The organism is Pseudomonas sp. Nvir, assembly GCF_963778085.1.
Taxonomy (GTDB): domain Bacteria; phylum Pseudomonadota; class Gammaproteobacteria; order Pseudomonadales; family Pseudomonadaceae; genus Aquipseudomonas; species Aquipseudomonas juntendi.
The window spans coordinates 3510803-3534259 of sequence record NZ_OY970405.1 but is presented as its reverse complement, the minus strand read 5'-3'; the positions used below and the strand labels follow the sequence as shown (position 1 = coordinate 3534259).

At 63.7% G+C, this 23457-nt stretch carries 22 protein-coding genes; 7 read left to right on the top strand and 15 right to left on the bottom strand.

Going from position 1 to position 23457, the window contains the following annotated elements; genetic code table 11:
* The first annotated feature begins 66 nt into the window (after window positions 1–66).
* The 3 genes from AACG97_RS17025 (at window position 67) to AACG97_RS17015 (ending at window position 2872) form a co-directional block, all read left to right on the top strand.
* On the top strand, window positions 67–843 hold the full coding sequence (locus tag AACG97_RS17025) for an IclR family transcriptional regulator (RefSeq protein WP_197885870.1): 777 nt from the start codon (window positions 67–69) through the stop codon (window positions 841–843).
* Between the two features lie 137 nt (window positions 844–980).
* On the top strand, window positions 981–2033 hold the full coding sequence (locus tag AACG97_RS17020; RefSeq protein WP_197885871.1) for a Gfo/Idh/MocA family protein: 1053 nt from the start codon (window positions 981–983) through the stop codon (window positions 2031–2033).
* 23 nt (window positions 2034–2056) lie between these two features.
* Window positions 2057–2872, top strand: a complete 816-nt coding sequence (locus AACG97_RS17015) for a sugar phosphate isomerase/epimerase family protein (protein WP_197885872.1) — start codon at window positions 2057–2059, stop codon at window positions 2870–2872.
* 88 nt (window positions 2873–2960) lie between these two features.
* On the opposite strand, the gene AACG97_RS17010 is transcribed toward AACG97_RS17015, so the two are convergent.
* Window positions 2961–4250: an MFS transporter gene (locus tag AACG97_RS17010; protein WP_397459989.1), complete on the bottom strand. Its 1290-nt coding sequence runs from the start codon at window positions 4248–4250 to the stop codon at window positions 2961–2963.
* 234 nt (window positions 4251–4484) lie between these two features.
* Window positions 4485–4898, bottom strand: coding sequence for a histone-like nucleoid-structuring protein, MvaT/MvaU family (locus AACG97_RS17005; RefSeq protein ID WP_197885874.1), 414 nt, complete (start codon window positions 4896–4898; stop codon window positions 4485–4487).
* Window positions 4899–5295: 397 nt separating this feature from the next.
* Between AACG97_RS17005 and AACG97_RS17000 the strand changes: the two genes are divergently transcribed.
* Window positions 5296–5724, top strand: coding sequence for a DUF2231 domain-containing protein (locus tag AACG97_RS17000; RefSeq protein ID WP_173889746.1), 429 nt, complete (start codon window positions 5296–5298; stop codon window positions 5722–5724).
* Entirely contained in the window at window positions 5721–7013 is a 1293-nt protein-coding gene (locus AACG97_RS16995) for a PQQ-dependent sugar dehydrogenase (RefSeq protein ID WP_029885639.1), read from the top strand. Before AACG97_RS17000 ends, AACG97_RS16995 begins: the two co-directional genes overlap by 4 nt.
* A gap of 474 nt (window positions 7014–7487) precedes the next feature.
* Here AACG97_RS16995 and AACG97_RS16990 read toward each other — a convergent pair whose 3' ends face one another.
* Window positions 7488–7817 carry a hypothetical protein gene (locus AACG97_RS16990; RefSeq protein WP_047149831.1) on the bottom strand — a complete coding sequence of 110 codons (330 nt, stop codon included), beginning with the start codon at window positions 7815–7817 and terminating at the stop codon, window positions 7488–7490.
* A 74-nt stretch (window positions 7818–7891) separates the two neighbouring features.
* Window positions 7892–8542 carry a DUF998 domain-containing protein gene (locus AACG97_RS16985; RefSeq protein ID WP_197886566.1) on the bottom strand — a complete coding sequence of 217 codons (651 nt, stop codon included), beginning with the start codon at window positions 8540–8542 and terminating at the stop codon, window positions 7892–7894.
* Window positions 8543–8736: 194 nt separating this feature from the next.
* Here AACG97_RS16985 and AACG97_RS16980 point away from each other — a divergent pair, with 194 nt between their 5' ends.
* Window positions 8737–9486: a FadR/GntR family transcriptional regulator gene (locus AACG97_RS16980; protein ID WP_009687013.1), complete on the top strand. Its 750-nt coding sequence runs from the start codon at window positions 8737–8739 to the stop codon at window positions 9484–9486.
* Window positions 9487–9507: 21 nt separating this feature from the next.
* Here the strand turns inward: AACG97_RS16980 and AACG97_RS16975 are convergent, their stop codons facing one another.
* The 11 genes from AACG97_RS16975 to AACG97_RS16925 form a co-directional block, all read right to left on the bottom strand.
* Window positions 9508–11088: an aldehyde dehydrogenase (NADP(+)) gene (locus tag AACG97_RS16975; RefSeq protein WP_115294212.1), complete on the bottom strand. Its 1581-nt coding sequence runs from the start codon at window positions 11086–11088 to the stop codon at window positions 9508–9510.
* Between the two features lie 57 nt (window positions 11089–11145).
* Window positions 11146–12699 (bottom strand): galactarate dehydratase, encoded by a 1554-nt coding sequence (gene garD, locus AACG97_RS16970; protein WP_197886567.1) that lies wholly within the window; start codon window positions 12697–12699, stop codon window positions 11146–11148.
* A gap of 79 nt (window positions 12700–12778) precedes the next feature.
* The gene (locus AACG97_RS16965) at window positions 12779–14143 is read right to left on the bottom strand and encodes an MFS transporter (protein ID WP_115294213.1); all 1365 of its coding nucleotides are present in this window, start codon (window positions 14141–14143) and stop codon (window positions 12779–12781) included.
* Between the two features lie 104 nt (window positions 14144–14247).
* The gene (gene kdgD / locus AACG97_RS16960) at window positions 14248–15159 is read right to left on the bottom strand and encodes a 5-dehydro-4-deoxyglucarate dehydratase (protein WP_009687018.1); all 912 of its coding nucleotides are present in this window, start codon (window positions 15157–15159) and stop codon (window positions 14248–14250) included.
* A gap of 387 nt (window positions 15160–15546) precedes the next feature.
* The gene (locus tag AACG97_RS16955) at window positions 15547–16350 is read right to left on the bottom strand and encodes a gamma-glutamyl-gamma-aminobutyrate hydrolase family protein (RefSeq protein WP_115294214.1); all 804 of its coding nucleotides are present in this window, start codon (window positions 16348–16350) and stop codon (window positions 15547–15549) included.
* A 467-nt stretch (window positions 16351–16817) separates the two neighbouring features.
* Window positions 16818–17600 (bottom strand): amino acid ABC transporter ATP-binding protein, encoded by a 783-nt coding sequence (locus AACG97_RS16950; protein WP_009687020.1) that lies wholly within the window; start codon window positions 17598–17600, stop codon window positions 16818–16820.
* Between the two features lie 21 nt (window positions 17601–17621).
* Window positions 17622–18866 (bottom strand): NAD(P)/FAD-dependent oxidoreductase, encoded by a 1245-nt coding sequence (locus AACG97_RS16945; RefSeq protein WP_225786258.1) that lies wholly within the window; start codon window positions 18864–18866, stop codon window positions 17622–17624.
* Window positions 18867–18882: 16 nt separating this feature from the next.
* Window positions 18883–19593: an ABC transporter permease gene (locus AACG97_RS16940; protein WP_009687023.1), complete on the bottom strand. Its 711-nt coding sequence runs from the start codon at window positions 19591–19593 to the stop codon at window positions 18883–18885.
* Window positions 19590–20309, bottom strand: coding sequence for an ABC transporter permease (locus AACG97_RS16935; RefSeq protein ID WP_197886606.1), 720 nt, complete (start codon window positions 20307–20309; stop codon window positions 19590–19592). The genes AACG97_RS16940 and AACG97_RS16935 overlap by 4 nt, the downstream gene beginning before the upstream one ends.
* 144 nt (window positions 20310–20453) lie before the next feature.
* Window positions 20454–21206, bottom strand: a complete 753-nt coding sequence (locus AACG97_RS16930) for a transporter substrate-binding domain-containing protein (RefSeq protein ID WP_009687025.1) — start codon at window positions 21204–21206, stop codon at window positions 20454–20456.
* Between the two features lie 22 nt (window positions 21207–21228).
* Complete coding sequence (locus AACG97_RS16925) at window positions 21229–22101, bottom strand: MurR/RpiR family transcriptional regulator (protein ID WP_197886607.1); 873 nt, start codon at window positions 22099–22101, stop codon at window positions 21229–21231.
* Window positions 22102–22243: 142 nt separating this feature from the next.
* Between AACG97_RS16925 and AACG97_RS16920 the strand changes: the two genes are divergently transcribed.
* Complete coding sequence (locus AACG97_RS16920; RefSeq protein ID WP_009687028.1) at window positions 22244–23269, top strand: Ldh family oxidoreductase; 1026 nt, start codon at window positions 22244–22246, stop codon at window positions 23267–23269.
* Window positions 23270–23457 lie beyond the last annotated feature (188 nt).

Here is a 23457-nt window from a genome sequence, read left to right as displayed (position 1 = left end):
TGTATACGCTACCGGGAATGTGGAATCATCTTCTAGAATTCGCAAAACGTAGCAAGGACCTGTGTCATGGCTGGTAGTCAGATCGAACGCGCCTTCAATCTTGTTGAGAGCCTTGCCGGTGAGCCCCAGGGCCTGGCATTGCAAACCCTGGCCGAGCGCCTGGATATCCCTAAAAGCGCCGCGCACCGCATGCTGGCCGAGCTGATGCGGCTGGGCTACGTACGGCAGAACCGTGACAACAGCCGCTATCAGCTGTCGGCCAAGCTGGTCGCCCAAGGCTTCCGTTACCTGGCCAGCAGTGGTGCCGATGTCATTCAGCCGATTCTCGACCGCCTGGCCCAGGACAGCGGTGAGCTGGTGCGCCTTGGTGTCATCGATGGGGGGCGGCAGACCTGGATCGCCAAGTCCCAGGGCGCGCGCTCCGGGTTGCGTTACGACCCGGACATGGGGCGCGACGCGCCGCTGTTCTACACCGCTTCCGGGCACGCCTGGCTGGCCAGCCTGGACGATGAGCAGGCGCTGCAGATGGTGCTGCGCCAAGGCATCGCCGACCCGGGCCAGTTCGGCCCGAATGCGCCGCGCACCACCGACGAGTTGCTCGCCTACCTGCACCGTGCCCGCGAGCGGGGTTATGCCTGGGTCGAGCAAACCTCGGCGGTGGGCACCTCGGCGCTGGCTGCGGTGGTACGGCGCCCGCAAAGCGGCGAGGTGATTGGCGTGCTGAGCATTGCCGGGCCCAGTGCACGCCTGGCGCAAAGCCGTTTGGCCGAGCTGGCCCCTCTATTGCTGGCGGCCACCGAGGAACTGTCTGCCGCCAGCCACGCCAGCGAACTGTTTGCCTGAGGGATATTCCGGTCGATTACCGCACAGTCTGTTCAGCAGGCTCTTCTGAAAAGTTGAACCTGGTTCTAAATTGCTGAGGGTGAATTGTGGAACGCTGTTTCATATTCGCACCACAACAATGACAAGAGGACAGGCTGTTGAACGCACCCCTTCGTATCGCCCTGGTCGGCGCTGGCATTATGGGCCGCCAGCATTACCAGCACTTGCGCAATGTACCCCAGGCCCAGTTGTGCGCGGTGGCCGACCCCGGCCCGCAGGCCGAAGCCTTCGCCGTCGACTGTGGCGTGCCGTACTTTGCCGACCATCGGCAGATGCTGCAACGCGTGCAGCCCGAAGCGGTGATCATCGCCAACCCGAACAACCAGCACGTGGCCACTGCGCTGGATTGCGTCGAAGCCGGCGTGCCGGTACTGGTGGAAAAACCGGTGGGCGTGCAACTGCAGGAGGTGCGGGCGCTGGTCGAGGCGTCACGGCGGTGCAAGGTACCGGTATTGGTCGGCCACCATCGTCGGCACAATCCATTGATCGCCAAGGCGCACCAAGTGATCAGCGAAGGCAAGCTGGGCCGGCTGATCAATGTCACCGCACTGTGGCAGTTGCAAAAGCCCGACAGCTACTTCGACACCGCCTGGCGCCGCGAGCCGGGGGCGGGTTTTTTGCTGACCAACCTGATCCATGACCTCGACCTGCTGCGCTACTTGTGCGGCGAGGTGGTACAGGTGCAGGCCTTCACCCGCAACGACGTGCGGGGGTTCGCCAACGAAGACAGTGCCGCCGTGCTGTTGCAGTTCGCCAATGGCGCCTTGGGTAGCCTGACCGGCTCGGACGCCGTAGCGGCGCCCTGGAGCTGGGAGCTCGACTCGGGTGAAAGCCCGGTCTACCCGCGCCAGGATGGCCAGCCGTGTTATCTGCTGGCCGGCACCCAGGGCTCGCTGAGCATTCCTCAGCTCAAGCACTGGCACTACGCCGAGCCGGGTTCGGGGTGGCACACACCGTTGTTGCAGCACCAGCACAGCATACCCGCCGGTGAAGCATTGACCCTGCAGTTGCAGCACTTCGTGCGGGTCGCCCGCGGTGAACAGCCGCCTTTGGTCGATGCCGCCGACGCTGGCCGCACCCTGGCACTGATCGAAGCGATCCGCCAGGCTGCCGCCAGCGGCCGCGCCTGTGCGCCCGAGCACATTGCCTGATACCCTCTTTCTGGTGACGACGAATGACTGATCGAATATTTTCCCTCGCGGCCCTGACGGTACTCGAACTGTCCCCGCCAGACATGGTCGAGGCTGCTGCCCGCGCTGGCTACAGCCATGTCGGCCTGCGCCTGGTGCCGGCCACCGAGCAGGAACAGCACTACCCGCTGGCGGCCAATGCCGATCTGCGCAGGCAGACCCAGGCACGCCTGCGCGATACCGGCATCAAGGTGCTGGACCTGGAGATACTGCGCCTTAAGCCGGACACCTGCGTGGCGGATTTCGAAGCCATCCTGGCGGTGGGTGCCGAGCTGGGGGGCACCGAACTGCTGGTGGCCGGCAACGACCCGGACGAAGCACGGCTCACCGAGCGCTTTGCCGCGTTGTGCGAACTGGCGGCGGTCCATGGCATCCACCCGCACCTGGAGTTCATGCCCTGGACCGAAGTACGTGACTTGCGCCAGGCCATGCGCGTGGTAGCCAACGCCGATCAGGCCAATGGTTGCGTGCTGGTGGACGCGTTCCATTTCAACCGCTCCGGCTCTGCGCTGAGCGACCTGGCGCAGTTGGCACCGCAGCGCATGCGCTATGCCCAATTGTGCGACGTGGCGGGGCCAGTGCCGGCCGACATGGACGAAATCCTGCGCCAGGCGCGTAACGAACGGCGCTTCCCGGGTGATGGCGATGCCGATCTGGTCGGGCTGCTGCGCGCGCTACCGGCCACCCTCCCGCTGAGCCTGGAAATACCTACCCGGCAGTTGCTGGAACAAGGGATCAGCGGTGAACAGCGTGCGCGCATGGCGCTGGACCACGCCAGGGCGGTATTGGCCAGGGTCTGACAGTGGCCAGTGCGGCGCGGCGCCTTCGTTGACCGGTGGCGCAAAAAAAGGGCCCGCAAGGGCCCCGTAGAGGTAACTGAGCAGCGCCTCAGGCGCTTTCGACCTGGCGCGGCGCCATGAAGTACATCCATACCAGCGCCAGGAAGTACATGGCCGGGATCATGGTGAACAGCACGGCATAGTTATTGTGGGTAGCCGTCAGCACGCTGCCGACGATCTGCGTCATGAACATCCCGCCAATGGCTGCGCACATGCTGCCGAAGCCGAACACGGTACTCACCAGGTGCTTGGGCGTGTAGTCCATCACCAGGCTCCAGATGTTCGCCGTCCAGGCCTGGTGCGCCCCCACCGCCAGCGAAATGGCCGCCACCGCGACCCAGAGGCCGCTGGCGTTGGCAGCCGACACCACGCTGACCATGGTGCAGGCGAAGACCAGCATGGACAGCAACCGCGCCGTCGTGGCGCGCACGCCGCGGCCGATCAACCATGACGACAGAATGCCACCGCCGATGCTGCCAAAATCTGCCGTCAGCCAGATGATGATCAGTGGGATACCCATCTGGGTCACATTGATGCCCAGGCTGTATTGTTGGTTGAGGAAGGGCGGCAACCAGTACAGGTAGAACCAGAACACCGGTGCGGTGATCGCATAGGCCACCGCGAACGCCCAGGTCCCGCGCAAGCGCAGTATGCGGCTGAACGGCACCCGGGTCGGCTCGGGCTCGACAGCTTGCTGGATGTACTGCACCTCGCTCTGCCGCACTGTCGGGTGGTCTTCAGGGTTGTAGTACTTGAGCAGCCACAGCACTACCCACACCAGGCCCAGGCAGCCCATGGCGATGAATGCGGCCTGCCAGCCCCACACGGCCAGAATCAGCGGCAGCAGCGCTGGGGTTACCATGGCGCCGACATTGGTACCGGCATTGAACAAACCGGTGGCGATGGCCCGCTCACCGGCCGGAAACCACAGGCGCACGGTTTTCACGCAAGCCGGGTAGTTGGCGGCTTCGGTCAGGCCAAGGATAAAGCGGCAAACCATGAAACCGGCAGCCGAGGTGGCCAGGCCATGGGCGCCGGTGGCCAGGCTCCAGAGCAGCACGGCGAAGAAAAAGGCCCGTTTGACGCCGACCTTGTCGATCAGCCGGCCTTGCAACAGAAAGCCGATGGCGTAACCGACCTGGAACCAGAAGTTGATGTTGGCGTAGTCCATCGCCGTCCAGCTCATTTCCTTGGCCAAGACAGGCTGCATGATGCCAAGGGCGGCGCGGTCGATGTAATTGAGGGTGGTGGCGAAGAACACCAGGGCCAGCATGCCCCAGCGGGTCTTGCCAACGCCGAAGGCGGCGCGAAGCTTGTCGCCGATCGAACCCTGGGGCATCCGGGGCGCGGCGGGGTGAGTCTTGGAGTTGTTCATGACGGCTCGTTTCTTGAAATTGTATTCAACTGCGGTGCTGCGGGTGCGTGACCATTTCCCAGGCAAGGGTGCACGCAAGGCCGGTGCATGGTGAGCAGTGCGGGCGGCAGCGTCAATTCAAGAGGCGGTCTAATGTTCGGTTACCGAACGTTTGCGTGTGCCGGCGAGGCAGCAGGATTACCGCTGAGCCGGCGCTGGTTATTCGCGCAGGCTGCGTGGTAGCAGAGCACCTGGTATCACCCAGCTTTCCACTTCGGCGCGGCTGTACTGTCTGATCCACTGGCGCAAGGTCTTGTGCAAGGTGCTCTTGGCTTCGACGACTTCACCGGTATAGGGGTTTTGATAAAACTTGCTGAGCCGCGCCCGGAAACCGGTCGGTGAAACCAGTGCGTGGGGTTGCCGGGTGAACAGGTCGAACGTGTGGCGCTGCTCAGGTGCCATGATGCTCAGCACCTGCCTTAAGCCGAATTGATATTCGGCCAGCAGGTCGTGCAGTTTGCTTTCGAATTCCAGCTCGCGGCGAAGTTGGGGGTCAACCTTGATGAACTGAAGTTGGTCTTCCTTGTTGGCGAGTAGCCATTCGAGGGCGCGGAACTGGGCAAGATGAGACATGGGGCTTCCTCCAGTGCGTGATGGCACCAGTGTTAGCGCGCCGGTCAGAGCAACGCAAGTGGGGAAATAATTTGAGATTTTTGCAGGGCATTCTTCGTTGTTGGGTTGTACGAAAGTTCAGTTCTAAGTTGGGTTGTCAGTAACTTCCTACAGCGGTTGCCTTCAATAACTTTAATCAATGAATGCCTGGGGTTTTGCCTGTCAGGGCATCTGCTGAGGCGCTGCTGGTTGCTTGAGCCCAATGGTGTGCACGCTGGGGGGATCGGTTCTTACAAGATGTTTCATTGCAGCGAAGCGGTGAACTATCGGCGATGCGCAGGGCTCCTTTGCTAGGCGCATCCTGCGCACGGCTGATGGCCCCCCGTCAGCCTGGGTCACTGAATGAAAAGGAGGCACCGTGACCACATCCGACCACACTCTATACCGGCGCACCCCCAGCCCGCTGCACGCCCTGCTCTTGGCCGGCAGTGTGCCGTTGTTCCTCGGCGCCCTGCTGAGCGATATTGCCTACTACAACAGCTACCAGATCCAGTGGAGCAACTTCGCCGCCTGGCTGATCGCCGGGGCTTTGGTGTTCTGCGGGCTGGCGCTGCTGTTTGCCTTGGCCAACCTGATCCGCGCCGAGCGCAAAGGCGGTCGCCCGACGCTGTACTTCGTGCTGCTGCTGGTGACCTGGGTGCTTGGCCTGATCAATGCCTTCGAGCATGCCAAGGACGCCTGGGCGGTGATGCCGGCAGGGCTGGTGCTGTCGGTGGTCGTGAGCGTACTGGCGTTGGCCGCAGCCTGGACCGGCCTGAGCAACCTGCGTTCTGGAGGTGAAGCATGAAGCCCTTGCACGCGTTGAGTGTATTGAGTGTGGCGCTGCTGTTGAGTGCCTGTGGTGGCGATGGCGAGCCTACGCAGGCCCATGGCCCGGACCCGCGCTTGCCCGAGCCACAACGTGGCTTGTTGCCGAGCATGAAGATCGCTCAGCCGGTGGCCTGGGGTGAGCAGAAACCGACCGTTCCCGAAGGCTACAGTGTCACGGCCATTGCCACCGACCTGAAGATCCCGCGCCAGAGCCTGGTATTGCCCAATGGCGACATCCTGGTGGCCGAAGGCAGGGGCGGCAGCGCGGCCAAGCTCAAGCCCAAGGATGTGATTGCCAGCCAGATCAAGGCCAAGGGCAACACCCAAGTCAAAGGCGGTAACCGCCTGACCTTGCTGCGCGATGCCGACGGCGACGGCAAGTACGAGGTGCAGACGGTATTCGCGGAAAACCTCAACGCGCCGTATGGCCTGGCTTTTGCCGACGGCAAGTTGTACGTGGCCAACCAGGACGCCCTGGTGCGCTTCAACTACACCGAAGGCCAGACCAAGGCCGACGGCCCGCCGACCAAGGTCACCGACCTGCCATCGCAGATCAACCACCACTGGACCAAGGCGCTGACGATCAGCCCCGATGGGCGCTACCTGTATGTGGGCATCGGCTCGAACAGCAATATCACCGAGCGCGGCCTGGAAGTGGAGATCGACCGCGCCATGGTCTGGCAGGTGGATGCCGAAACCGGCGCGCACCGGCCTTACGCCACAGGCCTGCGCAACCCCACCGCACTGACCATTGAGCCGCAGACCGGGCAGTTGTGGACAGTGGTCAACGAGCGCGATGAGTTGGGGCCTGATTTGGTGCCTGACTACCTCACCTCGGTGCGTGACGGCGGCTTCTACGGCTGGCCCTACAGCTACTGGGGGCAGAACGTCGATGAGCGGGTAAGGCCGCAGGCCCCGGACAAGGTCGCCGCGGCGATCAAACCCGACTACAGCCTGGGCTCGCACGTGGCGGCACTGGGGGTGGACTTCTCCATCCCGGCCATGGGGGAGGGTTTTGCTGACGGGGTATTCGTGGGCGAGCACGGCAGTTGGAACCGGCCGAACCCGGTGGGCTACAAGGTCATCTTCGTGCCGTTCAGCAATGGCAAGCCGGCTGGGGAACCGATTGACTTCGCGACGGGTTTCCGGGGTGAAGATGGCAAGACCCGCGGTCGCCCGGTGGGGGTGACGGTGGACCCGCGCGGTGCTTTGATCATTGCGGATGACCTGGCCAATACCGTGTGGCGGGTTACTCGCAATCGGTGAAGGTGGCCGGCTTCGCGTGCGGCCACTCATCGCGAAAGGCGGGGGCCGCGTTGCGGCCCATCGCCGGCAAGCCAGCTCCCACAGGGATCGCCTTAGGGCTGACAGGTGTTTGCCACAAGGTATGGCAGCGCCTGTGAGATCGAGCGCCGCCCGCGCGGCGCAATCGCGAGCTGCGCTCGCTCCTACGTTTGTTTCGGGCCAATTATTCCTATGGGATTCGCGCGCGAACCCCTTGGTGCATGCCTCAATATCGCGCCGTACAAACAAGGCGGCCGCGCGCCCCTGTCACAGGCGTTACTGGCCCGAAACAAACGTAGGAGCGAGCGCAGCTCGCGATTGCGCCGCGCGGGCGGCGCTCGATCTCACAGGCGCTGAAGATGCTCCGGCTACCCTTGCCAGGAACCATAGAATCTCTCACAAGTACGGCGCATGAAATGCTTTAGCTTTAATCCATAACCGCCTGAAATAAAACACCTATCTCTTCGCAACTGCATGGTGCACGCACTGCTCGTAATAGGTCTGCCGAATTGCCGCAGGCTTGAGCCTGGAGCGGCTGTTATAGGTTTGTTCAGTAATGCCGAAGGCGGTCATGCGCATCCACGGTTTGGCGAACTTTCGCACCTGAAGCTTCTTGCGCGTAGCGTACAGGGTGACCCCGGCAAGCTTGGCTTGCTGGGCTTCACCGGCTATTTGCGCACCCCACTGGCAGGTGTGGCGATCATTCTGGCTGAGTGCCCTGGCCTGGGCGCCGAAAGCGAATGTGGCGAGCAGGCAGCCGGCCATCGTAGCTAGAAGTACTCGCATATTGCTGTCCTAAGCAATTGAAGGGGAACGAAGTTTGCCCTCACTTGCAAAGGTGGGGGGCCAGCAAATTGCCGTCAGCGGGTGGGCCTGTGCAATGACCCAGCAGCCGGGTTGCGCAGGCTAGCCCAGGCAAGGCAGGCGATCCACAGTACCGACACCCCGTAGTTGAGGCGCTGGTACAGGCCGAACAGTTGCCCGCTTTGTGCCGCCTGGGCCATGAGTGCGACGGTGACGATGGCCAGTATCAGGCTGGTGGCGGACAGCAGCGCGACGGCCTGGCTGCCGGCCAGACGCGTCCCTAGCCACGCCCACAGGGCGCTCGCCAGGGTCAGTGAAAGGAACATCAGCAACCCCGACAAGTTGTGCAGCAGCTGTGAGCTGGAAGGTTGCGCCGGAGCGCAGCCTGGGTCGCAAGCGAACCAGCCTGTGCCCAGGCTACCGAGGCCGTGCACCAATACCAGAGCTGCACTCGACAACGCCACCTTCGAGCCGTGCCAGCGCCGCGCGAGGCCAAAGGCAAACAAGATGAACAAGACCGCGAGAGGATAATTGTTGACCCATGGCGACCAGCGCTGCACGGGCGAGCCAACCGCGCCGAGCTGGCTCATGGCTTGTTGGAAATGGTCGTAGCCGGGGTACGCCAGTGCAGTGAGCCAGACCCCGGCCAACAGCCACAAGGGGATCAGTAAGCCGCAGCCCAGCAAAAGGCGGTCAAAGGTTTTCATACGGGCAGTTCCTTCCATGGATGCATGAGGTGGAAACGCACAGTATCTTGCAGCGCAGGCTCTGTGCCAGCACTTCCAGGTGTTGTCGGGTAGGTGCAGCCCCAGGCAGGCAATGAAATCCGCACGCGGCATATGTGATCGTACAACTGCTTGCGCTATGATAAGCGCTGTCTTTCAAGGTGAAACACAGGGCGATGACAGAGCAGCAGGTACAGGCAAGGACCCGGCGCAAGCCACGCAGTCTGGCCCAGGAACTGGTTACGGTGCTGACCGAGCGTATTCGCAGCGGCCAGCTCAAGCGCGGCGACAAGCTGCCGACCGAATCGCAGATCATGGTTGAAGAGGGCGTCAGCCGCACGGTGGTGCGTGAGGCCATTTCGCGGCTGCAAGCCGCCGGGCAGGTGGAAACCCGCCACGGCATCGGTACGTTCGTGCTGGATGCGCCGGCGACCGGGGGCTTCCGGATCGACCCGGCTACCGTCGTTACCCTGCGTGAGGTGCTGGCGGTGCTGGAGTTGCGCATTGCGCTGGAGATCGAATCGGCAGGGCTTGCCGCACAACGCCGCAGCGATGACGAGCTGGCCGGCATGCGCGCGGCGCTGGATGAGCTGAACGAGGGGGCGGCCCACGCCACCGATGCGGTGTCGGCCGACTTCCAGTTTCACCTGCGCATTGCCCAGGCCAGTGGCAACCATTACTTCGCCGACATCCTCAACCACCTGGGCACCAGCATCATCCCCCGGACCCGGTTGAATTCAGCGCGGTTGGCGCGTGATGACCAGGCCCATTACATGAGCCGGCTGCGCCATGAGCATGAAGCCATCTATGAAGCCATTGCACGGCGAGACAGCGAAGGGGCCAAAATGGCCATGCGCATGCACCTGAGCAATAGCCGTGAGCGTTTGCGTCAGGTGCATGAAGAGGCTGAGGCGCAAGGGGCTTGAGGCCCGTGCCGCAAAGGGGCGTCAGATCGCCCCGTCGCGCCACTGCCCATTCACCAACCGCCGCAGCCCCAGCGGGTTGCTGTCACGCAGGGCCTCGGGCAACAGCGCCTGCGGATAGTTCTGGTAGCACACCGGGCGCAGGAAGCGGTCGATAGCCAGGGTGCCGACCGAGGTTCCGCGGGCGTCGGAAGTTGCCGGGTACGGCCCGCCGTGGACCATGGCGTCGCATACCTCGACACCTGTCGGGTAACCATTGAGCAGAATCCGCCCGACTTTCTCTTCCAGCAGTGGTACCAGCCAGGCAAAGGCTTCAAAGTCCTCAGGCTCGCCGATCAGTGTGGCGGTCAGCTGGCCGCGCAGGCCAAGCACGGCAGCGCGCAACTGGTCGTTATCCTGAACTTCCACGGCCACGGTGGTGGGGCCGAACACTTCCTCCTGCAGCAATGGGTCGGACTCGACCAGCAACCGGGCATCGGCCTTGAACAGCTGGGCGTGGGCCTGGCTGCCGTGCTGTGCCTGGCCGGCCAGGTGCTCGATACCGGCATGGGCGTGCAGGTGCTCCAGGCCAGCGACATAACTGCGCAGGCCGCCGGCGTTGAGCATGACCTGGCCGGCCTGCTGGCCCAGGTGCTGACCCAGCTCAGCCAACAGCTGGCTGTACGGTGGCGATTGCAGCCCGATGACCAGGCCCGGGTTGGTGCAGAACTGCCCTGCGCCCAGGCACACCGAACCGGCCAGCTCACGGGCGATGGCGTCGCCACGCTTGGCCAGGGCGCCCGGCAGGATGATCACCGGGTTGATGCTGGACATCTCGGCGAACACCGGAATCGGCCGGGGGCGCTCTGCGGCCATGCGGCACAGGGCGTCGCCGCCTTTCAGCGAACCGGTGAAACCCACGGCCTGGATGGCCGGGTGCTTGACCAGCCACTCGCCCACGCCGCCACCGAACACCATGTTGAACACCCCATTGGGCATGCCGGTACGCTCGGCTGCCCGGGTGATGGCGCAGCCGACCAGGTCGGCGGTTGCCATGTGGCCGCTGTGCGCCTTGAACACCACCGGGCAGCCGGCGGCCAGCGCCGCGGCGGTGTCGCCACCTGCGGTGGAGAACGCCAGCGGGAAGTTACTGGCGCCGAACACCGCGACCGGGCCAACGCCAATGCGCATCTGGCGCAGGTCCACGCGTGGCAGTGGCTGGCGTTCGGGCAGAGCGAGGTCGATGCGTGCGCCAAGGTAGTCGCCACGGCGCAACACCTGGGCGAACAGGCGCATTTGGCCGCTGGTACGGCCGCGCTCACCCTGGATACGTGCGGCGGGCAGTGCGGTTTCGCGGCAGACGATAGCGATGAAGGCATCGTCCAGCTCGTCCAGTTCGGCAGCGATGGCATCCAGAAATTCGGCGCGGCGCGCCGGGGCTAGTTGGCGGAATTCGGCGAAAGCGGCGGCCGCGGCTTTGGCGGCTTGGTCGACTTCGCCCTCGGTAGCCTGGGCAAAGTTGTACGGCAGGGCTTCGCCAGTGCTGGCGTCCAGGCTCTGCAGGCGCTGTGCGCCAGCGGCGCTGCGCTGGCCGGCGATGAAGTTGTGGCCGAGGATTTCAGGCATGGGGTGCTCCTGTGAGGGTGGCTGAATGAAGAGTGCTGGGCGAGCCTGCCCAGGGCATCAGGTAATTGGCGCCGGATTGAACAGGGTGATGTCGTTGTGCAAGCGGTGCTGCTCGGCCCAGGTCTGCTTGCGGCCACTGGCGACGTCGAGGTAGTAGTGGAACAGCTCCCAGCCCAATTCCTCGATGGTCGCGCGGCCGCTGGCGATGCGTCCGGCGTCGATGTCGATCAAGTCGGGCCAGCGCTGCGCCAGCTCGCTGCGGGTGCACACCTTGACCACGGGCGCCATGGCCAGGCCATACGGCGTGCCGCGGCCCGTGGTGAAGACATGAAGGTTCATGCCTGCGGCCAGTTGCAGGGTGCCACAGACAAAGTCGCTGGCCGGGGTGGCGCAAAAGATCAGCCCCTTGCCCTTGACCCGCTCGCCTGGGCCAAGCACGCCCTGGATGGCCCCGCTGCCGGACTTGACGATCGAACCCAGCGACTTTTCGACGATGTTCGACAGGCCGCCTTTCTTGTTGCCCGGTGTGGTATTGGCGCTGCGGTCGGCGGCGCCTTGCTGCAGGTAGCGGTCATACCAGTCCATTTCGCTGACCAGCGCGTCGGCCACCGCCTGGTTTTGCGCGCGCGAAGTCAGCATGTAGATGGCGTCGCGAACCTCGGTCACTTCCGAGAACAGCACGGTGGCACCGGCACGTACCAGCAGGTCGGCGGCATAACCCAGCGCCGGGTTGGCGGTAATGCCCGAAAAGGCGTCGCTGCCACCGCACTGCATGCCCAGGATCAGCTCGCTGGCCGGTACGCTTTCGCGTCGACGCTGGTCGAGTTTCTTCAGGCGGGTTTCGGCCAGCGCCATGATCTGCTCGATCATTTCCACAAAGCCCAGGCTGGCGTCCTGCAGGCGGTACAGCCACGGGTCGCTGAGATCTACCGACGGGTCGTTGTCGTGCATCACCTGGCCGGCCTGCAGCTTTTCGCAGCCCAGGCTGATGACCAGCGCTTCGCCGCCCAGGTTGGGGTTGCGCGCCAGGTTGCGCACGGTGCGGATCGGGATATAGGCGTCGCGGGCGTTGATGGCCACGCCGCAGCCGTAGCTGTGGGTGATGGCTACCACGTCATCGACGTTGGGGTATTGGGGCAGCAGTTCGCTGCGGATGCGCTTGACCGCGTGCTCCAGCACGCCGGTCACGCACTGCACGGTGGTGGTGATGCCAAGGATATTGCGCGTGCCGACCGTGCCGTCGGCGTTGCGGTAGCCTTCGAAGGTGAAACCTTCCAGTGGCGGCAGCGGCTGTGGCACGGCATCGCAGCGTGGCAGGCTGTCCAGTTCCGGGGCAGCGGGCATGGCCAGCTGGCTTTCCTGTACCCAGCTGCCCTGGCGCAGGTCTTCCAGCGCATAACCGATGATTTGCCCGTAGCGGCGCACCGGCTCGCCCTTGGCGATGGTCACGGTGGCAACCTTGTGGCTTTGCGGTACGCCCTCGACCAGGGTCAGGCCGTCGGCAAAACGGGCACCTTCGCCCAGGCCGCCGTCATTGACCACGACCACGACGTTGTCATCGTCGTGCAGGCGCACGTAGCGGGGCGAGTCGGAATGTTCGATCAACTGCATGTTTGGGCCCTACTTGTCAGGTTCTCAGGCTTTTTTTGTACATCCGCCCGCACCGAAAGAGCCGGGGCGGGCGTGTCACTCAATGGCGCGAGCTGGCCAGTTCGCCGTTGGCAGCAGGCTCAGCCTGTGGCCTCGGCGCGTCGTCGCGCAGTTCGATACGCTTGATCGGGCCAACGATCACCAGGTAGCTGAACACCGCTACCAGGGCGTTGGCGCCTACGTAGACCAGGGCCCACTTGAACGAACCCGTGGCGCTGATGATGTAGCCGATGACGATAGGCGTAGTGATCGAGGCGATGTTGCCGAAGGTGTTGAACAGGCCGCCCGACAGGCCGGCGATCTGCTTCGGCGAGGTGTCTGCCACTACCGCCCAGCCCAGCGCGCCGATGCCTTTGCCAAAGAAAGCCAGGGTCATGAAACCGACGACCATCCACTCGGCGTCTACGTAGTTGCAGAACACCATGGTGGTCGACAACATCAGGCCGCAGACGATCGGCAGCTTGCGCGAGAAGGTCAACGAGTTGCCACGGCGCAGCAGCCAGTCCGAGATCACCCCACCCAGCACGCCGCCGATAAAGCCGCATACCGCCGGCAGCGAGGCGATGAAGCCGGCCTTGAGGATGGTCATGCCGCGTTCCTGCACCAGGTACACCGGGAACCAGGTCAGGAAGAAATAGGTGATGGCGTTGATGCAATACTGGCCCAGGTACACGCCCAGCAGCATGCGGCTGGTCAGCAGCTGCTTGATGTAACCCCATTTCGGGCCATCGTTGCCGCGCTTGTGGTCCATGTCGACCAGGCCGCCGTTCTGCTCGATGTGTTCGAGCTCGGCCGGGCTGATGCGTGGATGCTGGCGCGGGTTGTAGATGGTCCTCAGCCACACCATCGAGAAGATGATGCCCAGCGCCCCCATCACCACGAACACGTGCTCCCAGCCGAAGCTGAACACGATCCAACCCATGATCGGTGCGAACAGGGCGGTGGCGAAGTACTGCGCGGAGTTGAAGATGGCCGAGGCGGTACCGCGTTCCTGGGTCGGGAACCAGGCCGCGACGATACGGGCGTTACCCGGGAACGACGGGGCTTCGGCAAAGCCGACGAGGAAGCGCAAGGTGAACAGGGTCACGACTGCCCAGGCAACCGGAAGGCCGCCGACAAAGCCCTGCAACAGAGTGAACAGCGACCAGGTGAAGATGCTGAAGGCGTAGACGTTCTTGGAACCGAAGCGGTCGAGCAGCCAGCCACCCGGAATCTGGCCAGCCACGTAAGCCCATCCGAACGCGGAGAAGATATAACCGAGGGTTACGGCGTCAATGCCGAGGTCTTTCTGCAGGCTGGAGCCTGCGATTGCAATGGTCGCGCGGTCGGCATAGTTGATCGTGGTCACCAGGAACAGCATGAACAGGATCAGGTAGCGCACATGCGTCTTTTTAGTCGCTTGCATGCTGGTTGTACTCCCACTAGTTATTTTTGTGCGGGCTCACGAATGGTAACCGGAGCGGGGCAGGCCCACTCCGGGCGCGGCATATGGCAGGCCGCAAGCAGCGCTTACTGCGGGCCCATCTTGTCCATCAGCGCGGCGAGCATTTCGTACTCTTCGGCGGTGAGGTCGGTCAGCGGGGTACGCACCGGGCCTGCGTCGTAACCGGCCAGCTTGGCGCCGGCCTTGACGATGCTCACGGCGTAGCCAGCCTTGCGGTTGCGGATGTCCAGGTAGGGCAGGAAGAAATCATCGATCAGCTTGGCCACGGCAGCGTGGTCGTCGCGGGCGATGGCGTTGTAGAAGTCCATCGCTGTCTTCGGCACAAAGTTGAACACTGCCGAGGAGTAGACCGGCACGCCAAGGGCCTTGTAGGCAGCAGCATACACTTCGGCGGTTGGCAGGCCACCCAGGTAGCTGAAGCGATCACCCAGGCGGCGGCGGATCGACACCATCAGCTCGATATCACCCAGGCCGTCCTTGTAGCCGATCAGGTTAGGGCAGCGTTCGGCCAGTTTTTCCAGCAGGTTGGCGTTGAGGCGGCAGACATTGCGGTTGTACACCACCACGCCGATCTTCACCGACTTGCACACGGCTTCCACGTGGGCGGCAACACCGTCCTGGCTGGCTTCGGTCAGGTAGTGCGGCAGCAGCAGCAGGCCCTTGGCGCCCAGGCGCTCGGCTTCTTGCGCATATTCGATGGCCTGGCGGGTGGAGCCACCCACGCCGGCGAGGATCGGTACCGAAGTGGCGCAGGTATCGACTGCGGTCTTGATGACCTGGCTGTATTCGCTGGCAGCCAGGGAGAAGAACTCACCCGTACCACCGGCGGCGAACAGGGCACTGGCGCCATAGGGGGCCAGCCACTCCAGGCGCTTGATGTAGCCCGCCGGGTTGAAGTCGCCCTGGGCGTTGAAGTCGGTGACCGGGAAAGACAGCAGGCCGTGGGAGAGGATGGATTTGAGTTCTTGTGGGTTCATTTTTGTTGGCATCCTGTGGCGCTTGGGTGGAGGTGTTGTTTTGCGTTGGAGGTAAGTTATCGTACAACCTCGGGGATGACCAGTGCTTTCTTGGAATTTTGTTTTTCGCGAGGGTGTACGCCTCCGGGTGCCCGCCTCGATATGTGTGGTGGGTTGCAGATCGAGCGCCGCCCGCGCGGCGCTCGATCTCACAGGCGCTGAAAAACCGACGACCACCACCCGGTAGTCATCGTATCTCTCAAGGCCAAACGAAAAAAACGATCGCAAAGACAGGCAAAAACCCGCCGCCCGATTCCACGGCAGATATTCTGGGACCAGCAGAGGGTGACCGGGGGAGGCGGGGGCGGCCTTGCGCCGCCCCGCGATCAAAGCAGGGGAAACTGTAGGTCAGGCAGCGCGCTTGACCTGCGCCTTGCGAACCTGGGCGCGGCACGCGTCACCGAACGCCTGGAAGATCTTGATCGAGTCGGGGTTCTGCGCGGCTTGCCATTCTGGGTGCCATTGCACGGCGAACAGGAACGGCGAAATGCTTGGCGCATGAATGGCCTCGACCAGGCCGTCTTCCGCATGCGCGATGGCCTCGATGCCGGCGCCGAGCGTGTGCAGGCCCTGGCCGTGCAGCGAGTTGACGCGGATTTCGTCGCAACCCAAAGTGTCGCGCAGCCAGCTGCCTGGCTTGATCTTCACGCTGTGAACCTGGGCGTACTGCACTTCGACCGGGTCTTCCGGGTTTTCCCGGTGGTCATTGAAACCCGGTTCGGCGTACACCTTCTGGTAGATGTCGCCACCCAGCGCCACGTTGATTTCCTGCATGCCCCGGCAGATGCCGAAGATGGGCAGGCCACGCTTGAGCGCCGCCTTGACCAGCGGAATGTCGAACAGGTCGCGGTTCTTGTCCTGGCCTTTGCCTGGGGTCTGGTTTTCCTGGCCGTACAGCGCCGGGTCGATGTTGCTGCCAGCGCCGGTCAGGTAAACGCCGTCGGCCATGTCCAGATAGGTCTCGAGGTCGTCAATGCCGCAGCAGGTGGGCACCAGCACCGGAACACAATCGGCGAACTCGACCAGCGGGGTGATGTATTTGTGGGTCATGACCTGGTAGTCATGGCCTTTGCGCTCTTGGCTGCCCATGGTCATCAGGACGACGGGTTTGCGCAGGGAAGGTTGCTTGTTGCCAATGTTGCTGTTGGACATATGTCACCTTGGGACAGGTTCGACCTGTCGTTGTTGTGCAGGCGCACGGCGCGGGGCTCTGAGTGGCGCCTGGAGCCCCGAGCACTGCCGGCTCGTCGAGCTGACGATGCCGGTCGGGGCCTGTAGATAGCTTGCCAGAGCCGTTCGATATGTCAAACGACTGAAAGGGGCTGCAAGGCGGGAAATGCGCCGGTTTTGGGTGGGTTGAACCGATGCGGGCCTGTGGCGGCGTGGGTTTGGCGGGAGGTTCGGTCAATAATATTTAACGACGCAGTCGGGTCTTTGCAGCCGTGCAATGAAATAGGTGGCTTGAAGTCAACGAGGTCGTTGTGGGAGCGGCCTTGTGTCGCGAAAGGGCTGCACAGCAGCCCCGGCAATATAGGCAGCAGTGCTGAAAAACCGGGGGCCGCTTTGCGGCCCTTTCGCGACACAAGGCCGCTCCCACACGTTCAGTGACAGGTCTGCACTCAGTGCAGGATCTGCGCCAGGAACCCCTTGGCCCGCTCGGTGCGCGGGTGGTTGAAGAACACCTGCGGCGGGCTGTCCTCGATGATCTGCCCACCCTCCAGGAACAGCACCCGCTCGGCCACCTGCCGGGCAAAGCCCATTTCGTGGGTGACGCAAAGCATGGTCATGCCCGTGCCGGCCAGTTGCACCAGCACATCCAGCACTTCAGCGACCATTTCAGGGTCCAGTGCCGACGTAGGCTCGTCGAACAGCATGATCCGCGGTTTCATGCACAGCGCGCGGGCAATTGCCACGCGCTGCTGCTGCCCGCCGGACAACTGGCTGGGGTACTTGTGCGCTTGGCTTGCGATGCCCACTTTGGTCAGGTACATGCGCGCCCGCTCCTCGGCATCCTTGCGCGATAGCCCACGCACGCTCGTGGGGGCGAGCAGGCAGTTGTCGAGCACGCTCATGTGCGGGAACAGGTTGAAGTGCTGAAACACCATGCCAATGTCGCTGCGTACCTGCGCCGCCTCCCGGGTGTTGGTCGCAAGGTCGACGCCGGCGACCTCGATAGTGCCCTGCTGGGCGATTTCCAGGCGGTTGATGCAGCGGATCAGCGTCGACTTGCCCGAGCCGGAAGGCCCGCACAGGACGATACGTTCGCCTTCGCGTACCTGCAGGTCGATGTCGCGCAAGACATGGAACGCCCCGTAGTGCTTGTTCAAGCCTTCGATGCGGATCAGCACCGGGCGCGGGTCGGTTTCAGGGGTAGCGGTGGCATGGCTCAAGAGTGCGGTCATCGTGTTGTGCTCCCGCGGGGGTCAGTCGAAACGGGTTGCGCTGTAAGGCGCGGGGTCGGTGAAGGGGCGTTCCCCGGTCACCAGTTCGGCCAGCAGGCGGCCGCTGACCGGGCCCAGGGTGAGGCCATGGTGGGCGTGGCCAAAGTTGAACCACAGCCCCGGGTGGCGTGGCGCCGGGCCAATGACCGGGCGCATGTCGGGCAGGCACGGGCGCCGCCCCAGCCACGGTGCGTCGTCCAGGCGCTCGCCCAGCGCGGGGAACAGCTTGCGCGCCAAGGCTTCGCAACGGTCCAGCTGGATCTGGTTGGCGGGCGCATTGGCGGCATCGAACTCGATACCGGTGGTCAAGCGCACGCTGCGCGCCATCGGTGCCAGCACATAACCGCCCTGGGTGTCGCAGATCGCGTGCTCCAGTTGCGCGCCGCCACGGGTGCCGTAGTGCATGTGATAGCCGCGCTTGATCGCCAGCGGTATCCGGTAGCCCAGGCCGCTGAACAGGTCGGCCGACTGGGGGCCCAGGCAGGCGACAACCTCGTCGGCAGTGATCGGGCCGCGGCGGCTGTCGACCTGCCACTTGCCGTGGTGCTGACGCAGGCTGCGCGCATCGCCATGCAGGAACTGCCCGCCGCGTTGCTGGAACAAGGCTGCATAACCACGGGTGAGGGCGCCGGGGTTGTTGACGGTTTTCGGGTCAAGCCAGTGGATGCCGCCGACCACGGTGGCATCCAGCTGGTGTTCGCGAGCCTGCAACTGGCCGCATTCCAGTATTTCGAACTGCAGGCCGTAACGGCTCAGGCCTATGGCATCGGCCTTGGCCTGGCTGAACAGCGTCGGATCGCGGAACACCTCGATCCAGCCTTTGGCCTGCACCAGCCCTTGCAGGCCGGCAGCTGCGATCAGCACGTCGTGTTCCTCCACGCAGCGCTGCACCAATGGCAGCATATCGGCGGCGGCACCTGCCAGGCGCCCGGGGGCGGACTGGCGCCAGTAGCGCCACAGCCACGGTGCCGCCTTGGGCAGATGCGCCAGGCTGTAGCGCACGTCGGGCTGACGGTTCAGGGCATAGCGCAGCAGGGCGCCCAGTTGCCGTGGGAAGGCATAGGGGATGACGCTGGAGCGCTCGATCAGCCCGGCGTTGCCGTGGCTGGTACCGCTGCCCGGTTCGTCGCGGTCGAGCAGTACCACCTGGCGCCCGCGGGCTTGCAAGTGCAGGGCGGTGCTGACGCCGACGATGCCGGCGCCCAGGACTAAGGTCTGGCAATGCATGGAACGTATCCTTCGGTCAGTTCAGGTGGCGGCCCAGGCGGGCTTCCAGGTGTTTCAGCAGGCGCCGCACCACCTCGACGATCACCAGGTAGAGCACTGCGGCCCACAGGTAGATCTGGAAGTCGAAGCTGCGCGAAAAGGCCAGTTTGGTCACGCCCATCAGGTCGTAGATGGTCACCAGCGAGGCAATGGCGCTGGCTTTGATCATCAGGATCAATTCGTTGCCCAGCGGGCCGATGGCAACCAGCAGCGACTGCGGCAGGATCACCTTGAAGAAGGTCGTCGAGCGCTTCAGGTTCAAGGCCCGCGCCGCCTCATACTGGCCCGGGGCGACGGCCATCAGGCTGCCGCGGAAGATCTCGGCCTGGTAGGCGGCGGTGTTCAAGGTGAACGCCAGCAAGGTGCAGAACCACGCCTCGCGGAAGAACCACCACAGGCCCACTTCCTGCCAGAAGCTCTTGAACGAGCCCAGGCCGTAGTACAGCAGGAACAACTGGGCCAGCAATGGCGAGCCGCGGAAGAAGTACACATAACCTGCCGCCAGGCGTTGCAACAGCAGGTTGTGCGACAGGCGCGCCAGCGCCAGCAGCAGGCCCAGCAGCGCGCCCAGGCTGAAGGAAATGGCGACCAGCTTGGCAGTGACCAGCAGGCCGTCGACAAAGCGCGGGCCGTAACGCTCCAGCAGGTCAGGGTCGAGCACCAGCGCCAGCAATTGGTCGAGGCTCATGCGCGCGCTCCTTGCAGGTGGCGGTTGCTCCGCCGCTCGATGTAGGCGAACACGCGCCCGGACAATGCCGCGAACAGCAAGTAGCCCAGGCACGCCACGCCATAGAAGAACATGGGCTCTTTGGTCACGCTGACGGCCAGGTTGGTCTGGCGCATCAGGTCGACCAGCGAGATGGTCGACACCAGCGAGGTGTCCTTGAGCAACGACAGCCAGTTGTTGGACAAGCCGGGCAGGGCAATGCGGGTCAACTGCGGCAGCAGCACCTTGAAGAACCCGGTGCGTTTGCTCAGCCCCAAGGCCGAACAGGCCTCCCACTGGCCTTTGGGCAAGGTCCTGAAAGCGGCCAGCCAGATCTCGCTGGAAAATGCGGCGAACACCAGGCTGAACGCGATCATGGCGGCCACGAAGGTATTGATCAGGAACTCACCTTCATAGCCCAGGGCGGCAAGGACCTTCTGCGCGGCGATCTGGCAGCCGTAATAAATGATCAGCAGTGTCAGCAGCTCGGGCAAGCCGCGGAACACGGTGGAAAACGTGGTGGCCCAGGCCCGTGGCAGGCGTTTGCGCGAGCGGGCCGCCAGGGCGACTACCAGGCCCAGCGGCAGGCCGATGGGCAGGCAGGCCAGGGCCAGTGACACAGTGACCAGCGCGCCGGCCAGCAGCGCCTGGCCCCAGCCACCGCTGGCCAAGGACAGCAAGGACAATTGATCGAGCATGACGAACACCTTGTGTTGACCTCACCGGCCTCATCGCCGGCAAGCCAGCTCGCACAGGTAAACCGCTGTTCTTCAGGTCCGTGGGCAACCTGTGGGAGCTGGCTTGCCGGCGATAGGGCCCGGTCAGGCAATGAGGGCTTGAGATCAGTTGTAGATATCGAATGCAAAGTATTTGCTGGCGATCTTCTGATAGGTGCCGTTGGCCACGATCTGTTGCAACGCGGTGTTCAGGCGTTGGCGCAAGGCTTCATCATCCTTGCGCACGGCAATGGCGGCATCGGCCTTGGTGTTGGCTACATCACCCAGAATCTTGCAGCAGTCACCGCCGTTCTTGCTGATCCATTCCTGAAGCGGAAATTTGTCGGCAATCACCCCGTCGAGGCGGCCGGCGGCCAGGTCCGCGTTGGCTTCGTCCATGGTCGGGTACAGCTTCACGTCAGCGCCGGCCTTGGCGTAAACGTCCTCGGCATAAATGGCCTGGGTAGACGACGACTGGGCGCCAACCGTGTAGCCGTCGAAGTGGGTTTGAGCATCGGTGATCTTGCTGTCCTTGGCCACGGCCACGGTCAACGGGGTACGGTAGTAATGGTCGGTGAAGGCAATTTTCTTGCGCCGTTCCTCGGTGTCGATCATCGAGGCCACCACAGCGTCGTACTTGCGCGCCATCAGCGCCGGGATGATGCCTTCCCAGTCCTGAGCCACCAGCGTGCACTCGACCTTCATCTGTTCGCACAGGGCATGGGTAATGTCGACGTCGAAGCCATGCAACTGGTTATCGGCGTCGACATAGTTGAACGGCGGGTAGGCACCCTCGGTGGCGAAGCGCAGGGTTTCGGCACTGGCAGCACCCGCCAGCAGCAGGGCGCACGCACCCAGCAAGGCCATGGACTTGTTCATCTCGCACCTCATTGCACTCTTGCTATTGTTGTTTGCCCGCCGACCACGTGGTGTAGCCGACGAACTCGTTATGTAGAGCGGCAGTTGCTTCCAAGCGCTTTTCAACATCCGGCCCGAGTTTCTTGCAGACCTCGTTGACCATCAGGTGTACCCACGACAGCATGGCCGAGGTGGATTCCCAGAACAGATTGAATTCGGTGGGTATGCGGAACACCTCGTCGGCGTTGGCATCGGCCCAGTCACAGAAAGTGTCGGTCACCAAGGTGACCGCCATGCCCGCCTCGCGCGCCTTTTGACACAGCAACAGGGCATGGCGGGAATAACGGCGCGCCTCGAACACCACCAGGGCGCTGTCTGCGGCGTTACCGAGCAGCACGTCGGCAAAGTGCCCGGCACTGAGGTCGACCAGTTGCACCCCATCGCGCAGGTATTGCAGCAAGTGGCCCATGCACATGGCCAGGCCGCGCTCGGTCTGAAAACCTGCAACAAAGACCCGGCGCTTGCTCGCCAGGCGTTGGGCCACGTTGTGCCAGGCCGGGCCTTGGCGGTACTCGTGCACGCGCACCAGGGCGGCCATTTCCAGTTCCAGGCTGCCGCCGTTGTCGCTGGCGTCCTGGCGCTGGCGGTAATCGTGCAAGCGGTCGCCCACCAGCCACGGGCCATCGCCCAGGTCGCTCTGCAGGTCTTGCTTAAGTGCCTTGAGGTGGGCATAACCCAGGGAGCGGCAAAACCGCCCGACACTGGATTCGCTGACGCCCAGCTTGGCGGCGATGCTGGCCGAGGTCTGGAACGGCAGTTCGTGCAGGTTGGCGAGCATGTAGGTGGCGATCTTGCGGCCTGACGCTGCGGCCCCGTCGAGGCTGGCTTCCAGGCGTTGCTTGATCGGTTGGCTCATGCTGGGGCTCCAGAAGGTAAGGCTTGGGAAGAAAATGAATGTTTTCTGCCATTAAGTCAACATTTGACAGATAGCTGTCACTCGCGGGAAAGTTTTGCCGTTGCAACGCTGTAGCCACTCCAAAATCAACAAGGAGCTTCAGATGTCCGCACCGTCCACCGGCACCGTCGTGCGCGTGCCGTTTACCGAGCTGCAAGGCCTGCTGCAGGCTATCTTCCAGCGCCATGGCTGCAGCGACAGCGTGGCCAGGGTGCTGGCCCACAATTGTGCGAGCGCCCAGCGCGATGGTGCCCATAGCCATGGGGTGTTCCGCATGCCGGGATACGTGTCCACGCTGAACAGCGGCTGGGTCGATGGGCGGGCCGTGGCCAAGGTCAGTGACCTTGCCGCCGGCTATGTCAGCGTCGATGCCGCTGGCGGGTTCGCCCAGCCCGCACTGGCGGCGGCCCGCGACCTGTTGGTGGCCAAGGCGCGCAACGCCGGCATTGCCGTGCTGGCGATCCACAACTCGCACCATTTCGCCGCCTTGTGGCCAGACGTGGAGCCGTTCGCTGAAGAGGGCCTGGTAGCCCTCAGCGTGGTCAACAGCATGACCTGCGTGGTGCCGCATGGGGCCCGCAAGCCTCTGTTCGGCACCAACCCTATCGCCTTTGCAGCACCCTGCGCCGGGCATGACCCGATCGTCTTCGACATGGCCACCAGCGCCATGGCCCACGGCGACGTGCAGATTGCCGCGCGTGCCGGCCAGCCGCTTCCCGAAGGCATGGGTGTCGATGCCAATGGCGAACCAACCACCGAGCCCAAGGCGATTCTCGAGGGCGGTGCTTTGCTGCCATTTGGCGGGCACAAGGGTTCGGCGCTGTCGATGATGGTCGAATTGCTGGCGGCGGCGCTGACAGGCGGGCACTTCTCCTGGGAATTCGACTGGGCGGAGCACCCGGGGGCGAAAACGCCATGGACCGGGCAACTGATCATCGTCATCGACCCGAGCAAGGCCGAGGGCGAGCGTTTTGCCCAGCGCAGCCGCGATCTGGTGGAGCAGATGCAGGCGGCAGGGTTGACGCGCATGCCGGGTGAACGGCGTTACCGCGAGCGCGAGGTGGCAGACGAGGAGGGGGTGGCGCTGACCGAGCAGGAATTGCAAGACCTGAAAGCGTTGCTTGGTTGATCCGGCCTAATCGCCGGCAGGCCAGCTCCCGCAGTGGGAGATTCTAGGGTTTGTGGCAAGGGTAGCCGTAGCATCTTCAACGCCAGTGAGATCGAGCGCCGCCCGCGCGGCGCAATCGCGAGCTGCGCTCGCTCCTACGTTTGTTTCGGGCCAGTAACGCCTGTGACAGGCGCACGCGGCCGCCTTGT